The following is a 16,309-nucleotide window of genomic DNA, read 5'->3' on the forward strand; positions in this document are numbered from 1 at the left end:
CGTGCGTGCCGTTCCAGAAGCTTCCGTTCCTCTTCACGGCCCGGCTGGGAAGGTCGTCGCACGGCTGCGCATCGCGGTGTTACCGCGGAAGGGTGCGTCTTCCGGCGCGACCCTTTGGTCTCCCGATAGTACAGCGGTATCGATTGACTTATCGAGCAGTGTCGAGCTGTTGGAGGGCATGGAGTATCGATATACCTGGGAAGATATTCAACAAAACGTTGACAGTCTGATTGCCGATCCAGAAGAGATCTTTCAAGCAGATACCTTTGAGGGAAAGACCGGTCGTCTACGCCCTGGATTGGCAACCGGCACCGTACGCGTCGTCTTACGCGCTGGCACCCGTACCCTTGGTGAGTTGGAGCTTGAGGTTCGATCCCGCAAGCTCTCGTACCCATCCGAATACCGTTGGATGCTGCGCGACATCGCGCAACAGATGACGGAGTTAGTGATGGAGCGGTTCGCGGTTAGCGAAGCGCGCTTTGACCTCGACGACACACGCGATGCAGTTACGCTCTATCAGCGCTTCACCTTCCTGCGTGCTCTGTTTGAAAGCGAAAGGTTCCAAGGCGCGCTTCGCGAAATCATCCGCCGCCCACACACCGCGTGGGAAAGCTCGAACGAAATAGTGCGACCGGGCGCGGGGGTGCGAGCGGACTCGCACGTACTCCGACAGTTTGCGAGGAGCGGACCACGATCGGCTTGGCCGGGCGGGTCGATTGCATCCGTCCCGTCTCACCTAGCACGTACGCGGACCGAGGCAACTCGCGATACTGCGCCCAACCGCTTCGTTAAGTTTGCCTTAGAGCATTGGCGCCAGATGCTAGGGGATATTGATCAAGGACTTGCTGAGGCGCAGGCCACGCCCGCCACGACACGCGGGCGCAGAGAAATTGCAGCGATAACGTCGCAGTTGGAAGAGTTACTTCATCAGGAACTGTTTGCAGAAGTTGGCCGACTCTCACGATTTCCTGCCGACGACCAAGTCCTTCAAAAACGCGAAGGCTATCGAGATATTTTCAGAGCCTATGTGGAGACTGAGTTTGCGGCCCGTCTCTCCTGGCAGTCGTCACCTGACGACTATGGAGCGGGGCAGCGTGATGTTGCAACGCTCTATGAGTATTGGGCATTCATTCAGCTATCGCAGTTGGTGGCCTCGCTGGTTGGACAAACGTTTGATATGAGTCCGCTGGTGCAGTCCCGGTCTAGCGGTCTTACAGTCGGCATCCGTACCGGACTGGAGACCGTTCTATCCGGCGTCGTAGAACGCTTTGATCGGCGCATGAAGGTAGAGCTCTGCTTTAATCGAACGTATCGGCGCGGCACGGCGAATAATTCCTCATGGACCAAGCCAATGCGTCCGGACTACTCATTGCTGATCAGTCCAGGCGAGGGAGAGCCAGCAACCTTCGAACCAATCGCTGTTCATTTTGATGCCAAGTATCGAGTCGAATTCGTCAAAGAAGTTTTCGGTTTGGATGACGACGAAGAGGGAGCAGGGACCTCGCAGGCGGCCGCAGGTTTGGAGCGTGGCGGCGCCTTGCGGGCAGACTTGCTCAAGATGCATGCCTACCGTGATGCGATCCGTCGGACGGCGGGCGCTTACGTGCTCTATCCCGGTGGTGACGCCGAAGAGGTTGGTCTCCGGTATCCGGAATACCACGAACTTTTACCCGGGTTAGGGGCCTTCGTGTTGCGGCCAACCGACACTGGGAACACGTGCGGTGCGCCGACGCTAAGGCAATTCATCAGCGAAGTGCTGGATCACGTCGCAACCCGCCTGACTATGCATGAGCGCGGCCGACACTGGCTGGAAGATGCTTATGGTCAGCAAAAGCAAGACCGGCTAACTCGCGTGCTCGCACCACCGCTGCCAGATACAAGTGTGCTCTTGGGATTCGTGAAGAGCCGTGAGCACTGGAATTGGATTAGGGCACGTAAGGCATATAACGTGAGAGCCGAGGGAAGACTCGGCGGTGTTCATGCCGGTGCGGCACTTCTGCAGAGCCAACTGTTGCTCCTCTACTGTCCATCGACGGACGAGATCGAGCTTGCTCGTATTGTTTCTGATGCGGAGAGGGTTTCAACAACCAGCATGGTTGCAATGGGCTATCCGAATCCGAATGGGGATTACTGGTGCGTGCAGTTACAATGGCTGCAGCAAGCACAGTGGATCGTTGGCCTCTCGTCTTCCTCGATTGACGAGTATGTCCGGGGGCTAGGGCTGGTCTATGGCGAACCAGCTTGCGCCATATGGAGCAAGGTTCGCTCGCTCACTCGCGCCACCGAGTAGTGTGTTCAGGATGATAAGGACCATTTTGCCGCCATCGGGAAAATGGTCCTGCGTAGCTGTAAGTTGCACGAGAGCTCAGCGCGCGGTGAGAGCCGTCAATTAGTGGCGAGCGACTACGAAAATTCAGACCTAGAAATCGCGATCACGCTGTGAGCTCATTCGAAGCTCAAGTTTTCTTATCTCACGCGGGTGTAATAGTCAGCCTGCCTTTCTCCACCTCTACCCGAATCCTCCCGCTAATCTCAAACCCTGCCGCTTCCAACCACCTCCCCGAAAGCCGAATCCAAGGCGCCGGCGGCAAGTCTGGAAAGAATTCGATATGAGCCGGCGCGTAAGTTTTCATCGGCCTCGGGCGCCTTTGTGATGAAATGGTCAAGATACGTTGGGTAACAGGCGCAACTGCTTTATGATTGGCGTCAGCCATGATCAACTCCTATTCGCGTAGGGGTGTTTGTGGTCAGCGGGTCGTTTGGGTGGCAGCCCATGCGTCCCGCGCTTTATCTCCTTCCTCGTTCTCCCTTGTGCTTGGCTCGGCGCTTTCGCTTCCTCTTTCATACGTCAAAGAGCCAATCATTCAGTGATGCCTTATAAGCACGACGTGTCGTGATTTTCGGCTATGTCGTTAGGCATCCGATGTATTTTCCCGCATTGTCAGGGGTTGTGCAACAGAGTCGAACGCTCGGCGAGTAACAAAATTGGCCACACACACTGCCGCTAAATTTGAGATGGAGCGGCTCTGGCATGCGTCGCGTGAGATCGGGTATTTTGAAGCCCGACGGAAGTCCCGCATCGTCTCTCGTTCCCGTTCAGAGCAGCCGCATACGCCTGAATAGAACCCACCAACAATGCCCAATGCATATTAGAGTGCGAATATAAGAAGAATTTAACATTCTCCAATAAATCGATTTGCTAAATCGCGTGAATGTTTTGTAAAATCGCGCGGTTACGCGGGGGCGCGTGAAAATCAAAGCAAACTAGAAGAGTCGGTATGGGCATGCATCACATAATCAATGGCTTCAACGGCGGACTCTCGCGAGATGAGCTTCTGTCAAACCCGTGCGGCCCGCTGCCCGACGCATGTGGGCCGCTAAGCCCATTGAATACACGGCTAATCCGAAGCCGCGTTATTGGCTAAGCTCACAAGCCCAATCTACCCGCCGTCGCCATTAATTGCATATTCCCGGCGTTCCAAGGCAAACAGATTAACCGGAAAAAATTTCCACGTGAATCGGAAATTAAGACCGACCAAGAAATAGCGCAAACCCAAACCTAGACCTAAAACAAACCCGCTAAAAAAGAGACCCACGAGCCCAACAAAACCGCACTTGCTCAAGCGCCACCCCAAAAGAGACCACCGTGAACCCCTCCGACCTGCTCCGCGCCTTCGCCTCTCCGTCCCTGACGCAAAGCAACCGCGCCTTCCGCCTGCACTGGGGCTCGGCCCAGTCGAGCCTCGAGCAGGTGCTGATCGCGCATCGCATCGACATCAGCGAGGGCCTGTGCTCAGGCATCGTGGGTCACGTGACGTGTCTGTCGACGCGCGCGGACTTGCCGCTCAATGCGTTCATCGGCTTGCCGCTGTCGGTGCAGATGGTCACCGACCGTGGCGCCTTGCACCCGATCTGCGCGATCGTCACCGACGCGCGCGCGGGCCAGTCGGACGGGTCGCTGGCGACCTACCAGTTGACTATGCGCGATGCGTTATCGGTACTGGAGGGGCGAACCAATACGCGCATCTTCCGCACGCTGAGTGTGCCCGATGTGATCGAGAAGCTGCTGGGCGAATGGCAGAAAAAGAGTCCGGCGCTCGCGCGGGCGTTCGATTTCGACCTGTCGTCGCTAGATCGCGCGAAGTATCCGGTGCGCGAGACGCTGTTGCAGTTTCACGAGTCGGACGCGGATTTCATCCGGCGGCTGCCGTCGCGATGGCATCGCGTGGTTCACGGCGGCGGGCAAGCGGGGCGCGGCCCCATCGGCCGACGGCGCCGGTGAGTCACCTATGCACACGCTGGTGCTGCTGGACGACCCGATGAAACTGCCGCAGTCGTCGGCCGGCATGGTGCGCTATCACCGCGACGCGGCCACCGAAGCGCGCGACTTGATCACGCTGTGGTCGGCCTCGCGCCAGCTCGTGCCGGGCAACGTGCAGCGCGCGAGCTGGGACTACAAGAGCGCGTCGGTGGCGCAGGCGTCGGAGACTAGCATCGTCGATCAGGGCGAAGCCGGCAACGTCGGGCGCGCCGAACTCAAACTGGCGGGCAAGCCAATCGCCCGTCTGGATGACGCCGCAGTGTGCAAAAGACCTGTGTTGAAGGCTAAAGGTCGCCTCGTCCGCCAAATTTCAGTCCGACCTACAGTTCGGCATACAACGGCAATAAATCCTGATCGACCAACCGTAGTTCAATCGCATTCGCGACCGCCACATGCTCCTCCTTCGCCGCCGAAAACGGTTCATCGACGACACTGACCACTATCGTCCCTTTCTGCAACTCGCCATCCATCACAGGAATAAGGGAAGCGGCTTCCGGCACTTGCCGTGACGTGAGAACACGCGGCAAATAAAGCATCCAACCGGCACCCGGTCGTTTTTCAAAGACCTTGTGTTCCGATGCGTATATAAACGACCCCACTTCAATGCTCAGCGCCGGCCAGATACGCGTCGCTTCGCTGACGATATACGCCACGACTTCAAGCCTTGCCATCTCCGTGACGCCTTTTGTTTGCAAGCTCAAGGTGCACAGACCACTCACCGATAAATGGTCCGTAAAAGCTGCGCCTCCGTTACCTTCGATTCCATTCCAGGCACCGAACGAGCGCACCCCCGGGTTGTCCTGCTTCTCGGCCTTGGCCATCGCAATTACAGCCGTGGTCGGCCCTGACGCATTGAAAGCACGATTACGGAGTGAAGCCTTTACACTTTTCGCAGGCGGATACCAACCGTCGATCGGCAAATTCGCGCGTTGCAACACGCTTGCGAACTCCCACAGCCAGGCGCATTCGGTTTCGATGGCGGGCAACACCGGCTCCGCCAGACGAAATGCCAATTCAAGGTTCAGACTGAATTTCATAGTATCGGCCGATTTCATCTGAGCTAAAGTTCAGTGAATAAGGGCAGCAAGTCTTGGTCGACCAATCGCTCTTCAATTGCGTTGGCGATCTTCACATGTTCCGGATTTGAAGCAGAGAAAGGCTCATCGACAACGCTGACGATGAGGGTGCCTATCCGCTGCTTAACATCCATGACCGGAATCAGGTCGCGAGCCTCGGGCACTTGCTGCGCGGTGAAAACTCTCGGCAAATAAAGCATCCAACCGGCGCCGGGTCGTTTTTCGAAGACCTGCTGCTGTGAAAAATACTTGAATGGCCCGACCTGAACGCTCGACGCGGACCAGATGCGCGCCGCTTCCGAAACAACGTCCGCCACCAGGGTTGTCTGCTGAAATCCGACGATGCCTTCCATCTGGAAGGTCACCGAGCACACGCTATCAATGCCCTGCGAGTCGGAAAATGCAGCTCCACCGTCTCCCTCCAAGCCATTCCATACCCCGAGCGACCTGACGCTGGTGCCATTGGATAAAGCGGAATTCTTCGCCATGGCAATCGCCGCGCTGGTCGGTCCATTGGCATCGAAGGCAGCGTTTAGCAGTGACGCTTTTTCCGTATCCGCTGCTGGATACCATTTGTCCACGGGTAAGCCGGCTCGCGTCAGGACCTTTGCAAACTGCCAAAGTCGATCGTATTCCGACTCGATGGTCGGCAATTGCGAGGCAGCTAGGCGATAGGTGACATCGATATTCAAATGAAAGGCCATGTTCGTCAACGTTTTGTGCTCGTGCTCATTAAAGTGGCTTTAATTCTGTGTTGACCAGCGGCGCGGTGGTGCGAAAACTGCGCGTGAAGTACCGATAGCTGAGCGGCTGCATGAAGTACCAATGCAACAGCGCCGGTGTATTGGCCGCCGCAACCAGGTTTTGTTCTCTCGCCTGGTTGCGCATTTTTTCAACACCAGAAATCAGGAAAAATCGCTTTGGATTGCCCGTCTCCGGATCAAAAAACTGATCATAATTCGCCTTTGCCTCTTCCAGCTGACAGAGCGACGCACGAAACCCATCGAAGTCGAGCCCGCTGAAATTCCACTCCGTATTCGGCGCGAAGCCCGTCACCTGCGCCTGATATGTGCGCGAGGTATCTGACATATTCCAGTTCCGCGTCACGAGGTTACCCGCATCCGGTGGACACTTCTTGCACGCTTCATCCGTTTTCGGCATGGTTCGCGCGACCGGTTGGGTCTTGCTCCTGTCTTGCGCCTGATCGCCGGATAGCGACAGGATTCCCGCCGTAGCGGTCCCGCCTAGGAAAGCGGGGAATGCTTCGGCAAGCAACGCGCCCGCTCCTTCGATGAGCGGAATTGCCAATACAGCCATCAGCGTTTCTCCTTATCCCGATCAATCAACTTCCGCCGCGTCACCGCCAGCAGATCTTCAAACCGCTCCTCGATCGGCCGTCCCGGCTTCGCAAGCCAAGCCGCGATCCCCGGCTTGCGATAAAACTCCGGCACATCCGCTTCGATATAAAGAAACTCCACCAGCTCCTTGTCCTGCTGAAACCCCATGCGCTTAGCGTCCCCATACGCCCGCATCAGGCGGTCGAGCAAGGTCGGATCGCTGGCATAGCGCGGGGCGTCGCGCACGATATCGTCACGAATCGTCGCGACAAAATTGCGTTCGTCGCTTGCGCACAAAGCGGCCCATTGGTCTGCGGTCAGTTCAAGCATGGTGAGAGACGTGAAAGCGTTTGCCTTCCGCAAGGCCGTGCCACTCGTCCACATCGCCGAAATAAGCGCGACGTCCTTCGGTGTCGAGCGCATTGAAGAGCGGCACGAAAACACGCGGATCCCAGAACCGGAGCAACGCAATCTTGCCATTCGGCAGTTTGCTGTTGAGCTTGCGTTGCAGTGTCCGCACGAGCGACTCGATATCCTGCGTGCTGAACAACCACATCACACCAGGCCGCGCTGTTTCCAGTTCATCGAGTGAAGCCACCACGTCGGCATCGGGTTGCGCGATGTCAACTAGCCATGGTCCAGCGGATGCCAATGGCTCATCTTCTGTCCCGGCGAAAAGCGTGCGCACAGTGCCCCAGCGGCGCCGCAAGCTGCGGCCGAAATGCTGTTCGTACTGCAGGCCATCGACCAGCGCATACGCACGCAGCCCCGGCGTATCCGCGCGCAAACGCTCCAGCCGTTCAGCGAGAGTCGCCGGGATCATGAGCGCACGACAGTGGAAGCGCCCGTTTCTGCGGCATGAGCGAGGCACTCGCGACACAACGTCGGCGCGACTGTGGACTCCGCCGCGGCGGCCGTCGTGCCCTGCATCGACGCAGGTACATTGCCGGTGGTCTCGGATTGAGCGGCGATCAACACCGCACCGCACGAGGTCTTGTCGCCATGAAAAGCGAGCGGCACGCCTTCCACGGTCATTGCCGCATTCTGCGAGGTCACAATCGGAAACGTGCCGTCGCATTTCGGACAATGGACGAGGTCACCGAGCCGGGCGGCGCGCCGTCCGCTGTCGCCAACGGCGATGGTCGCCGAAGCAGAAACGATCTTGCCGCCGTGCGACGTGCTATCGCCTTCACATGCGATCGAAGTCATAAGTCACCTGCCATCAATTTCGAATGTCGAATCACGTTCAAACTAGGTCCGTTTGCTGTAGCGCCCACCGCTGAAGTCGACGGTGCTGATGAAGAACACACCCACGGCGAGGAACGGTAAGCCGATCGCAAAGAGAATGGCCGGCAGTCCCCAGTGTTCCCAGAAACTATCGATCATCGCGCGGTCGGGCGTGTTCGCGTCGTAGAGAACATTAACCTCGTCACCACTTTCGAGATCGTTATGGGATGACGACGACCCCTGCGCAAAAGAGACCTCTTTCCCTGTCTCCGTCTCGAACGCGACGATCGCCGAATACATATGCGCGCGCGGCTGATAAGGCCGTTGGGCCTCCTGTACTTCGACAACTCGCCCGGTCGTACGCTTATAACTCCCAATGATCTGCCGCTCGCGCATCGCGGAAGCGGCAGCGCCCAGCAGAAACCCAGCTCCGATCACAATCGGGATCAGGCAGACCAACAGATTCTGCCGACCGCGTTTGCGTCTCGCCTGCGAGTACGACAAAGGCGTGGCCTGTTTAACTTTCCCGCGCTCGATCACGAACATCACCGCGCCAATCGCCGAAAACACAACACTGAGCAACATCACCACGCCGATGGGAAACCAGCGCTGCCCAAAGTCGTCGATGATCGCCGAGTGTGCGGGGTCCGTCGGGTCGTAGAACACGCGCAGGGTTTGGCCAATGTCGTAAGCCGGCCGCGTCGACGACGTCTGGCCGGTGATCTGCTCCCGATCACCATGTGCGGTCGTGAAGACGATCACCGGCTGATACGAACGCCAGCTTCGGCCGCCTTGGTCGTAACTCACCACGGTCCCTTCGGCGACCGCCATGCGATGGGTGGTCATCAGCGAAGACACTAGCCAGAACAGCGAAAAAAGTAGGGCGCCGAGACTGAGCGTCAGGATGACGAGCGTGCTTCGACTATACGGCGACTGGGCGACGGTTGAGTTCATCATTAGCGGGCGGTCGGAGCGTGCAGGCGCATCTCATTGTTGTCGGGGATCAGTCATTGCATAACCGGCTCGCTCCGGTTAAGTACGCAGCGAAAGCCCACGTCGGATTTCGCGCTGTCAGGCGCCACGCCGACCCGGTCGATCACGAGATGAATTCGACTATCGGTTGCATAACGAACGCTGCGGAGGGTACCCGTCGTGGGACCGTGCGGATTGCGCGATGGACTGTGACTGTAATAGTTCGCATCGAACCAGTCATAGGTCCACTCCTTGCCGTAGCCGAACACGTCCGACATGCCTAGTTTGTTGTCGCCGTAAGTCCCCACGGGTCGGCTGAATTCCGGCGCCGGGCTAGTTCCTTTGCCCTTCGCCGTGATCAACTCGTCCATCTGGGTCACGTCATATTTGCCGTCAACGACCGGCACTTCCGTGCTCGGAATCACCCACTTCTCGCCACGTGAGCGCGCCGCGTATTCCCATTGCGCTTCCGTGGGGAGATCCAGCGGCAAGCCGGCGACATCGCCCGCCCATTTGCAGAAGTCGCGCGACTGCTGCCACGTCACGAACGCCGCGGGGAAGTCCGGAAAGCGATACTGCAGATCGAAGGCCTCGCGAATTCCAACCGGCGGCAAATGTTTGGCGCGTGTATAGAGATCGAAATCGGCGAACGTCACGCGATGTTTCAGGATCGAGTAACTATCGAGATCCACGTCGTGTGCTGGTCCGGCACCGTCATTGGCGGAGTAGGGGAGTTTTTCGGGAGAAGACTGAGGGCCGAAGTCGCCCATCACGAACTCCCCCCCCTTCACATAGAGGAGTTCCTTGCGAAGGCGGTCCTTCAAGGCGGCCAGTTCGTCGGCGTTGGGTGGCGGCAAGGTTTTGAAATAGTCCTGCAGGATGCGCACCGTGTCGTCGTACGGTTTTCCATGAGCCCAGCTCAACACGGCATTGATATGTTCCCATACGCTTTTGGGCGGCGATGGCGTCGTGATTTCGCGAATCAGGCGGGTCCTGTCGGCCGGCGCATTCGCGTCGATCTTGTCTGCAAGAGCGGCGCGTGACAGAAGTAGCACGGCCACGGCCGCCACTACTTTCAATGGCTTCACCGACACGCGGTAAGACAGATGACTCATGAAACGCAACTCCTCTTGTTCGTTATTTGAACTGCCACTGACTGTCAAGCTATCTGGGTATCAGTGCCCGCGGTGCGAGTCGGATCGAGCCATGCGACATTCGTTCCTTCCTGCATGGCATACCTGGGCGTGTCGTTGAATGCAAAGCGAAAGCCGGGGGCGGGTGCGTCGCGAGGCTGGCTCTCGAGCATCGCCAACTGATCCATGCCGATGAATCGACCGATCTCGGCACGCGCAAACTGCGCATCGCCCTGTTGACTGAAGTCAGGCGAGGTCGATTGATAAACATTCTTGACTTCGTTCTTCACCTGCGCGGCCGCGATGATACGGCTGATCGCCGACGCGGCTTCGAGGCGAAGATCTTCGAATTCATCGCCGATCGCCTTTAGTGCGTAAACCAGATAGCCCTTCACTTCCGCGAGACTGTTGAGCAACGCATCGTTCGCGTTGTGAATGGCCTCGATAAACTGCCTCGGCTTGGTTCGGACGAATTCCTGCAAGGCCGACATGAGTTCGCGCTCCTGCTGGCCGACGTAGTTGCCGATTTCACGGCCGGTGACGATGGCCAGCGTGCACATGGCACAGAACGTCTTGAACGCGGTGTCGGCAAAGTACTTGAGATTCCGGTCCCCGGCGTAAGCAATCTGCGTCTTGGCCCACCACACGAATTCGCCCATATAGACGACATCGACCACCGCTTCGATATCGCCTTTCAAACCGACGCCGGCGCATAGTCCCGCTTTCATCAGGATGCGGAACTTGCCGTCGTATGTGATATGGAACGCGGCCTGCGCGCCCGCGCCGGCTTGTGCGCTGGCGCCGGGCTTGATGGACGCGAAGGCGGTCCATTTATCCCTTTTCTCCTCGGGGCGCCGCCACTGAAACGCGCCTTCGATCGATGCTTCGGCCTCGACGCCTACAAACGCCTTGAGGTCTCCCCCGGCGTCTGTTTTATCCTCGACCTTCGTGACGTCGACCTTGGCGGTCTTCATTTGCGCCAGGTCTCGCTTGGCACGCGTGCCTCGCACTTGCTGGGTCTTGCCGTCACGACCCAGCTTGAATTCAATGCCGCCCTCAGCAAGCAGACTGGCGCCGCACGAAGCGCCGGCCTTCAGCGTGGCGGCGAGACGAAAGAAGCCCAGATCGGTATCCGGCGTGTGGGCCCACGAGTATGCGCCGGAAGCCTCTTGCGTCGGCGCGGGAATCCAGAGTTGCAGGCCCGCTTTCGATGGCAGGAAGAACTTGGCCTGAAGATTGCCGTCGGCGAGGACCGCGCCAATTTCGCCTTTTCCTTTGGCAGACACGGCAATTTCGCCGCGCAGGTGCAATGCGTCGTCGAACGATTTGACTGTGCTCTCGACCTTCGCGCTCGCACCGGCTCCCGCGAAAAGCCGCAACATTTGCGCACCACCGGAAAACTCGCTCATCGCGTCGGGATCGTCCGGCGACTTGAAATTGGCGTTCTTATTGAACGCAGCCGTCATTTGCAATGTCCAGTCGCATCCTAACGGATCCGTCTTCCACTCGTGATACTTGGTCTTCTTCAACGCCGAGTTGAGCTTGTCATTCATCTTGTCGTGGTCGAGTTCGTACTTTCCGGTCGACGGGTCTTTCTTCAAAAATGACTTGAGCTGCGGCTTATCCGAATCCAGCTTGTAGCGGCGGAAATGATTCGCGACCTTCGACGAACGAACATAAGTCAAGCGTTGACCAACATAGGCTTCAGTGCCGGATTTGAATTTCTTGAGCGGCATGAGCTCCCATACGCCATCCTTATTGAATGCCGGCGTATCGGTCAATTCCTTGTGGACGGCCTGGGTTGCGGCTTCTTCCTTCTGTATCGCGGCCTTGAGGCTCGCTTCGAGTTGCGGCCGGAGGGCGACGTTGCCTTGCTGATCGAGCCAGTTGGCATGGGCCGCGCCAAGTTGCTGACGGGCTTCGATGAGGTCCTCGGACAATTTGCTCATCAACGCGATTTCGTTCGCGACGGGCTCGATCGATTCGACCGGACATTCGAAAAGCTCGGCCGTCTCGGGATAGAAGAAGTAAAGCGGTACCTGTTGCGCTTTGGCATCCGCAACGCTTCCCGTTTGGTCGTTGGTGCAACTCTGCCCCGCGACTTTCTGTTCGCTCATGGTCTCAACTCGCCCGTTATGTGGTTGTGTTCCTAGACCCAGTCGTCCTCATGGAACATCTTCAACTCCTGTTCCTTAGTACCGGTGAAGACCCGCACGGTTTTGCCCTCGGCGTCGGTAATGCCGCGGGCCAGCACCTGACCATCGCCGCTTTCAATGCGGTAAGGCGCGAGCGGCATCACGTTGCCGGTGGTCTCGTCCTTCAGGATGAATTGCTGGTCGTTGACCACACTCTTGGGCAATGCCGCGGGTTGCCCGTCGTAGCGCGTCGGGCCGGTGAACGAATGTTCGGAGCCTTTGATATCCACCTGGCCCGGCGCGTGAACCTGAATGTTTCCGCCGCTGATGCGGATATAGGCACCGCCCGACGTGAGCAGAATTTCTTTTTCCGCACTCAACTGGATGGCATCGGTGGAGGATGAAATCTTGATGCCTTTGCTCGCAAGCACGTCAATGCCGTCTGTCTGCGCCTGAATCTCGAGCTTGCCGCGCGCGGCGATCAGTTTCATGCCGAGCTTGTATGCGAACAGGCTGATCTTATCGACCGCATTTGCGACGAGGCTCTTGCCGATCGCAACATTGATATCGGTGTTCGCGGATATCGTCGCGTTCTCGCCCGCGTGAATATGGACGCTTTCCGGCGTGGTGATCCCTACGCCTTTGGGGGAAGCGAGCAACAGCACGGGATCGCTGAACCCGTTGGCTTGGCCAGTGCCGCCCGACGTCTCCTGTCCCTGCGCGGAGGAAGCCGACAAGGCGGGCGAAGCGCTTCCGCCGTAGCTGGATTGGGTGGCATTTGTGAACGTCTTCAGCGAGTCGATCGCTTGCATATCGGCTGCACCGTGTTGTTGCGCAGTGTCCGCCGTTGCGCTCAACAACTGCTGACCTGCGGTCAACTGACCGCGCGCCTCGGTGGCGTCGAGTTGCTCACCGCTCGCACCCGGACGGCCAAACGTGCTGATGTAGAGACCTTTCTGCGAGCGGATCGCGCCGTAGGCGTCGGTGGCAAGTTCGAAGCCCGTGCCGCGGAATGCGCCGCGCGTGTTGTCGGTTTGCGAGACCAGATAGCCGAGATTCAACTGTGCTGCGGTTTGCGTGCTGTAAAGCTGCGCGCGATTCTGACCGGTGGAATCGTCGAGCACTAGCTGGTTATACCCCGAGCCTTTATGTTCCTTTGACTTATAGCCGGACAGCTGGCCGTGCGTGTGCCACTGCGGCGAGCTTGCGGAGTTATAGACGCGGCCTGTAATGAGCGGCCGGTCAGGATCGCCGTCAATGTACGTGATGATGACTTCCTGACCGATGCGCGGCACGAAGACGCCCCCCCAGTTGCTGCCGGCATTCGGGTATGACACGCGCACCCAGCAGGATGCCTTTTCGTCGCCGCTATTGATCCGGTCCCAGTGCATGCGGACTTTCACGCGATTCAACGAGTCCGTAAAGACTTCTTCACCTGAGGGACCGACGACCGTTGCGGTCTGCGTCGGCATGACGGGTTTGTGATGGTCCAACGGACTGCGAAACGGAATGCTGCGCCGCTGAGCCTCAATGGTCGCCATGAAAAAGCCGGTGCTGCCGTCGCCGCTCGGAATCAGCGCGGACGGCTGCACTGGGCCGAAATCGGCGCGCGTCGCGTTGACCTTACTCTGGAGGCTATGCGGAAAATCGGCACCGCCACGTGATACCGGCAGATTGTTCTCGATCACCCACTCCACTGCGAGCACGGCGAATTGCCGCTCCTGCTCGTTGCCATCTGAATGATCCGGATGATCGCGGAGTTCAAACCACTGCCCCGCATCGAGTCGCCTCACTGCGCCTACGCCATAGAATCGCTTGGCGCGCGACTCCCACTCCTCCATGCGGATCTTCGAAAGCGCGTCGCCACGGTCCTGCTCGCGATAAGTGTACGCACCGGAATATTCATAAACTTCCGCTTGCGAAGGCAATGAACCTTGATTGCCGACCGTCGGGATATTGGTGCCTTTCGCATATTGCGGCGATTTATAGTCGAATGTACTCGTGACAAGCGAGGTGCTTTGCAGCGTTCGGGTACCGGACCATTGAACGAGCGCGTCGGTTTCGCTGTTTGTGCCCGCCCGATAGAACGCCACGTTTTGCGGTGAAGCAGGTTTGAACGAATCCAGATTGTCCGTCACCACCAACTTGTGCGACTGTCCGTCTTTGGCCTGTTCAAAATAGCTGTACCAGCCTTCGGCTTCCATCAAACGATTGACGAAATTCCAGTCGTCTTCGTACTGAACGCAGAATGACCGCGGCTGAAGCGGCTTATTCAGCGCAAAGCGAAAAGCGCCTTGGGCTTGAGGATGCTGATTGAATACGTCAGTAATGATTTCATCAACCGTGACGTCCTGCCAGATGCACGCATCACTTCTGAAGCGCAGAAAATGCAACCAGCATGCAAATGCAATTTGATAGCTGGTCAACCCGCCATCTGAGCCGAGCCGGCGAGCGGTGTGAACGAAGCCGTGCACTGGGCGATACGATTTGTCGGTTTGCTGGATCCATAGCGTAACGGGCTGCGCGATAAGCCGTTTGAGTTCGATGTTTTCGTCTGTAGACGCGACGTCGACGGTGAATGCGTAATCGCGGCCTACGCGGCTGTTTCCCACCACTCGGTGGACAAGCAATGCATTCGCGCCGATAGGCGTATCCAGTTTGAGCAAACGCTCATTCTGGAAAATTCCCGAACGAATTTGATCGATTAGGTCAGCTGCGCCCATTTTTTTACACCCCGTCTTGTCACGCATTGGTTCCAGCCCGCAGATTCTAAGTCTGATGATAGCGGATGGTAAACATTCCCTTTGACTGTCGCTATCCGTTCCATTTAAAGGCGGCCGCGACCGGAAATAAATTCCTGTAAAATTGTTAAATGTTGAAGGTCGGAAATATTTTCTTGAGAGCTTGGGCGTTAATGTAACCGGCGCCCAGTAAGCAAGATGATTCGTGGCAATGAGCTTGCCCTCGTAGAACAAATCCCTTGCTGGACAGATAAACTCAAGTAGGGAGTTCGCGATGACCCGCAACGCAAAGCCGACAAAGACGCGCTCGAATTCAAGCTAAAAGCGGTACGGCGGGTCAAAGAATAGCAAGGCATGGCGGCAGTCGTGAGGTACTCGTTGAAATAGCTTCGACAGGCATTATCGTTCATTTTGGAAGCGACCACGATGACCAAAAAGTGGCCACGCTTAGTCGCTCTCGGCACGTGGCTTCACTGCCTCCAGTTCTTATAGCGAAGGGAGAGACAGGTCGGCCGAGGAAAGACGCCACACTTTGTATTCGAGTTTTGAACATCCGCATGGCGCTTGTGCCCGCCAAGCGGACCGGCGCTTAAGCATCTCGCAACCCGCCGATCGATCGCGCTAACCTGATGAGAAGAGAAATTAATCGCCGCAAAAACACAAGCGATCGGCGGGAGGCGTCGCAACTGCGCTCGTAGCGCGGATTCAGAAACGGGAGTTTAAAACGGCCTTTTCAGTCAGACGCGAATGTAAAATATCCAGACACTTTTCTTGTTCGTGTCGACGCATTTCATAGAATGACAGTGCAGTTCGACGCGGACTGGTACGCGCTTCATTCGGACGGTTATACCGGATCACCAGCAGAAAGCGCCCCCGGCTTACGAAAGCGATGTTCTCGTAAAGAATCGTGGTGCGACCCACCTTGCATCGATCGACATAGAAAACCGCGCGTGTCGTGAAATTCATGCTTACCAAGGCAGCCAGAGGTGCGAGGAAGACCATAAAAACATCGCCCAAACTCATGAATGGGTTCGATTGCGCAAAGACGATGTAAGACCCGACAATAATGAGAAAAATGATACCGAGAGCCGGCATTGCAAAGCGGCTGCCACGCACGATCAGTTCTGGCTCGATAGTCTGGGGTAGGCTGTTCATATAAGGAATAAGAAAGTTGAACTCGTGGAAGACATCAGGCACGGCACTTCCTTGCACTTCCACGACCTGGATAATGTAGCGATTTTTTATTCGGACAAACACGAATAGGCTGAAAGAGTATTCTGCACGACAGTCCGGGCTTTGTCCGCAACAAAACGTGATATTGATTCATCGCGCATAAACTCAACAGAATCCTGCTCTACTGCCGGCGG

General features: G+C 57.3%; 13 protein-coding genes and 1 pseudogene. 2 read left to right on the plus strand and 12 right to left on the minus strand.

What is annotated here, in order from left to right; genetic code table 11:
• Position 1 precedes the first annotated feature (1 nt).
• Positions 2 to 2,290 (plus strand): DUF2357 domain-containing protein, encoded by a 2,289-nt coding sequence (locus B0G81_RS25810; protein WP_243856586.1) that lies wholly within the window; start codon positions 2 to 4, stop codon positions 2,288 to 2,290.
• Between the two features lie 181 nt (positions 2,291 to 2,471).
• Here B0G81_RS25810 and B0G81_RS25815 read toward each other — a convergent pair whose 3' ends face one another.
• The gene (locus B0G81_RS25815; RefSeq protein WP_134138930.1) at positions 2,472 to 2,714 is read right to left on the minus strand and encodes a SymE family type I addiction module toxin; all 243 of its coding nucleotides are present in this window, start codon (positions 2,712 to 2,714) and stop codon (positions 2,472 to 2,474) included.
• 932 nt (positions 2,715 to 3,646) lie between these two features.
• Between B0G81_RS25815 and B0G81_RS25820 the strand changes: the two are divergent.
• Positions 3,647 to 4,757: pseudogene (locus tag B0G81_RS25820) on the plus strand (type VI secretion system Vgr family protein).
• Here the strand turns inward: B0G81_RS25820 and B0G81_RS25825 are convergent.
• The 11 genes from B0G81_RS25825 to B0G81_RS25875 all read right to left on the minus strand — a co-directional run bounded on the left by B0G81_RS25825 (position 4,642) and on the right by B0G81_RS25875 (position 16,139).
• A complete protein-coding gene (locus tag B0G81_RS25825; RefSeq protein WP_166679061.1) occupies positions 4,642 to 5,358 on the minus strand; it encodes an Imm52 family immunity protein in 717 nt (238 codons plus the stop codon). The pseudogene B0G81_RS25820 and the gene B0G81_RS25825 overlap by 116 nt on opposite strands.
• 23 nt (positions 5,359 to 5,381) lie before the next feature.
• Positions 5,382 to 6,101 (minus strand): immunity 52 family protein, encoded by a 720-nt coding sequence (locus tag B0G81_RS25830; protein WP_243856793.1) that lies wholly within the window; start codon positions 6,099 to 6,101, stop codon positions 5,382 to 5,384.
• A 28-nt stretch (positions 6,102 to 6,129) separates the two neighbouring features.
• The gene (locus tag B0G81_RS25835; RefSeq protein WP_134138936.1) at positions 6,130 to 6,714 is read right to left on the minus strand and encodes a restriction endonuclease fold toxin 5 domain-containing protein; all 585 of its coding nucleotides are present in this window, start codon (positions 6,712 to 6,714) and stop codon (positions 6,130 to 6,132) included.
• Complete coding sequence (locus tag B0G81_RS25840; protein WP_121306916.1) at positions 6,714 to 7,064, minus strand: hypothetical protein; 351 nt, start codon at positions 7,062 to 7,064, stop codon at positions 6,714 to 6,716. Before B0G81_RS25840 ends, B0G81_RS25835 begins: the two co-directional genes overlap by 1 nt.
• Positions 7,057 to 7,557: a DUF4123 domain-containing protein gene (locus tag B0G81_RS25845; RefSeq protein WP_158608132.1), complete on the minus strand. Its 501-nt coding sequence runs from the start codon at positions 7,555 to 7,557 to the stop codon at positions 7,057 to 7,059. Before B0G81_RS25845 ends, B0G81_RS25840 begins: the two co-directional genes overlap by 8 nt.
• Complete coding sequence (locus tag B0G81_RS25850; RefSeq protein WP_134138938.1) at positions 7,554 to 7,943, minus strand: PAAR domain-containing protein; 390 nt, start codon at positions 7,941 to 7,943, stop codon at positions 7,554 to 7,556. The genes B0G81_RS25845 and B0G81_RS25850 overlap by 4 nt, the downstream gene beginning before the upstream one ends.
• 42 nt (positions 7,944 to 7,985) lie before the next feature.
• Entirely contained in the window at positions 7,986 to 8,918 is a 933-nt protein-coding gene (locus B0G81_RS25855) for a DUF3592 domain-containing protein (protein WP_134138940.1), read from the minus strand.
• Between the two features lie 50 nt (positions 8,919 to 8,968).
• A complete protein-coding gene (locus tag B0G81_RS25860) occupies positions 8,969 to 10,048 on the minus strand; it encodes an SUMF1/EgtB/PvdO family nonheme iron enzyme (protein WP_134138942.1) in 1,080 nt (359 codons plus the stop codon).
• Between the two features lie 44 nt (positions 10,049 to 10,092).
• A complete protein-coding gene (locus tag B0G81_RS25865; RefSeq protein ID WP_121306912.1) occupies positions 10,093 to 12,183 on the minus strand; it encodes a hypothetical protein in 2,091 nt (696 codons plus the stop codon).
• 32 nt (positions 12,184 to 12,215) lie between these two features.
• Positions 12,216 to 15,176, minus strand: a complete 2,961-nt coding sequence (locus tag B0G81_RS25870; protein ID WP_243856587.1) for a type VI secretion system Vgr family protein — start codon at positions 15,174 to 15,176, stop codon at positions 12,216 to 12,218.
• A gap of 471 nt (positions 15,177 to 15,647) precedes the next feature.
• On the minus strand, positions 15,648 to 16,139 hold the full coding sequence (locus tag B0G81_RS25875) for a hypothetical protein (protein WP_134138944.1): 492 nt from the start codon (positions 16,137 to 16,139) through the stop codon (positions 15,648 to 15,650).
• Positions 16,140 to 16,309 lie beyond the last annotated feature (170 nt).

The organism is Paraburkholderia sp. BL6665CI2N2, assembly GCF_004366535.1.
Taxonomy (GTDB): Bacteria; Pseudomonadota; Gammaproteobacteria; order Burkholderiales; family Burkholderiaceae; genus Paraburkholderia.

Bases quoted from the DNA above. Each gene is read 5' to 3' on its own strand.
- B0G81_RS25825 (WP_166679061.1), bottom strand. From the start codon at position 5,358: ATGAAATTCAGTCTGAACCTTGAATTGGCATTTCGTCTGGCGGAGCCG.
- B0G81_RS25855 (WP_134138940.1), bottom strand. From the start codon at position 8,918: ATGATGAACTCAACCGTCGCCCAGTCGCCGTATAGTCGAAGCACGCTC.
- B0G81_RS25815 (WP_134138930.1), bottom strand. From the start codon at position 2,714: ATGGCTGACGCCAATCATAAAGCAGTTGCGCCTGTTACCCAACGTATC.
- B0G81_RS25845 (WP_158608132.1), bottom strand. From the start codon at position 7,557: ATGATCCCGGCGACTCTCGCTGAACGGCTGGAGCGTTTGCGCGCGGAT.
- B0G81_RS25865 (WP_121306912.1), bottom strand. From the start codon at position 12,183: ATGAGCGAACAGAAAGTCGCGGGGCAGAGTTGCACCAACGACCAAACG.
- B0G81_RS25830 (WP_243856793.1), bottom strand. From the start codon at position 6,101: ATGGCCTTTCATTTGAATATCGATGTCACCTATCGCCTAGCTGCCTCG.
- B0G81_RS25850 (WP_134138938.1), bottom strand. From the start codon at position 7,943: ATGACTTCGATCGCATGTGAAGGCGATAGCACGTCGCACGGCGGCAAG.
- B0G81_RS25835 (WP_134138936.1), bottom strand. From the start codon at position 6,714: ATGGCTGTATTGGCAATTCCGCTCATCGAAGGAGCGGGCGCGTTGCTT.
- B0G81_RS25840 (WP_121306916.1), bottom strand. From the start codon at position 7,064: ATGCTTGAACTGACCGCAGACCAATGGGCCGCTTTGTGCGCAAGCGAC.
- B0G81_RS25860 (WP_134138942.1), bottom strand. From the start codon at position 10,048: ATGAGTCATCTGTCTTACCGCGTGTCGGTGAAGCCATTGAAAGTAGTG.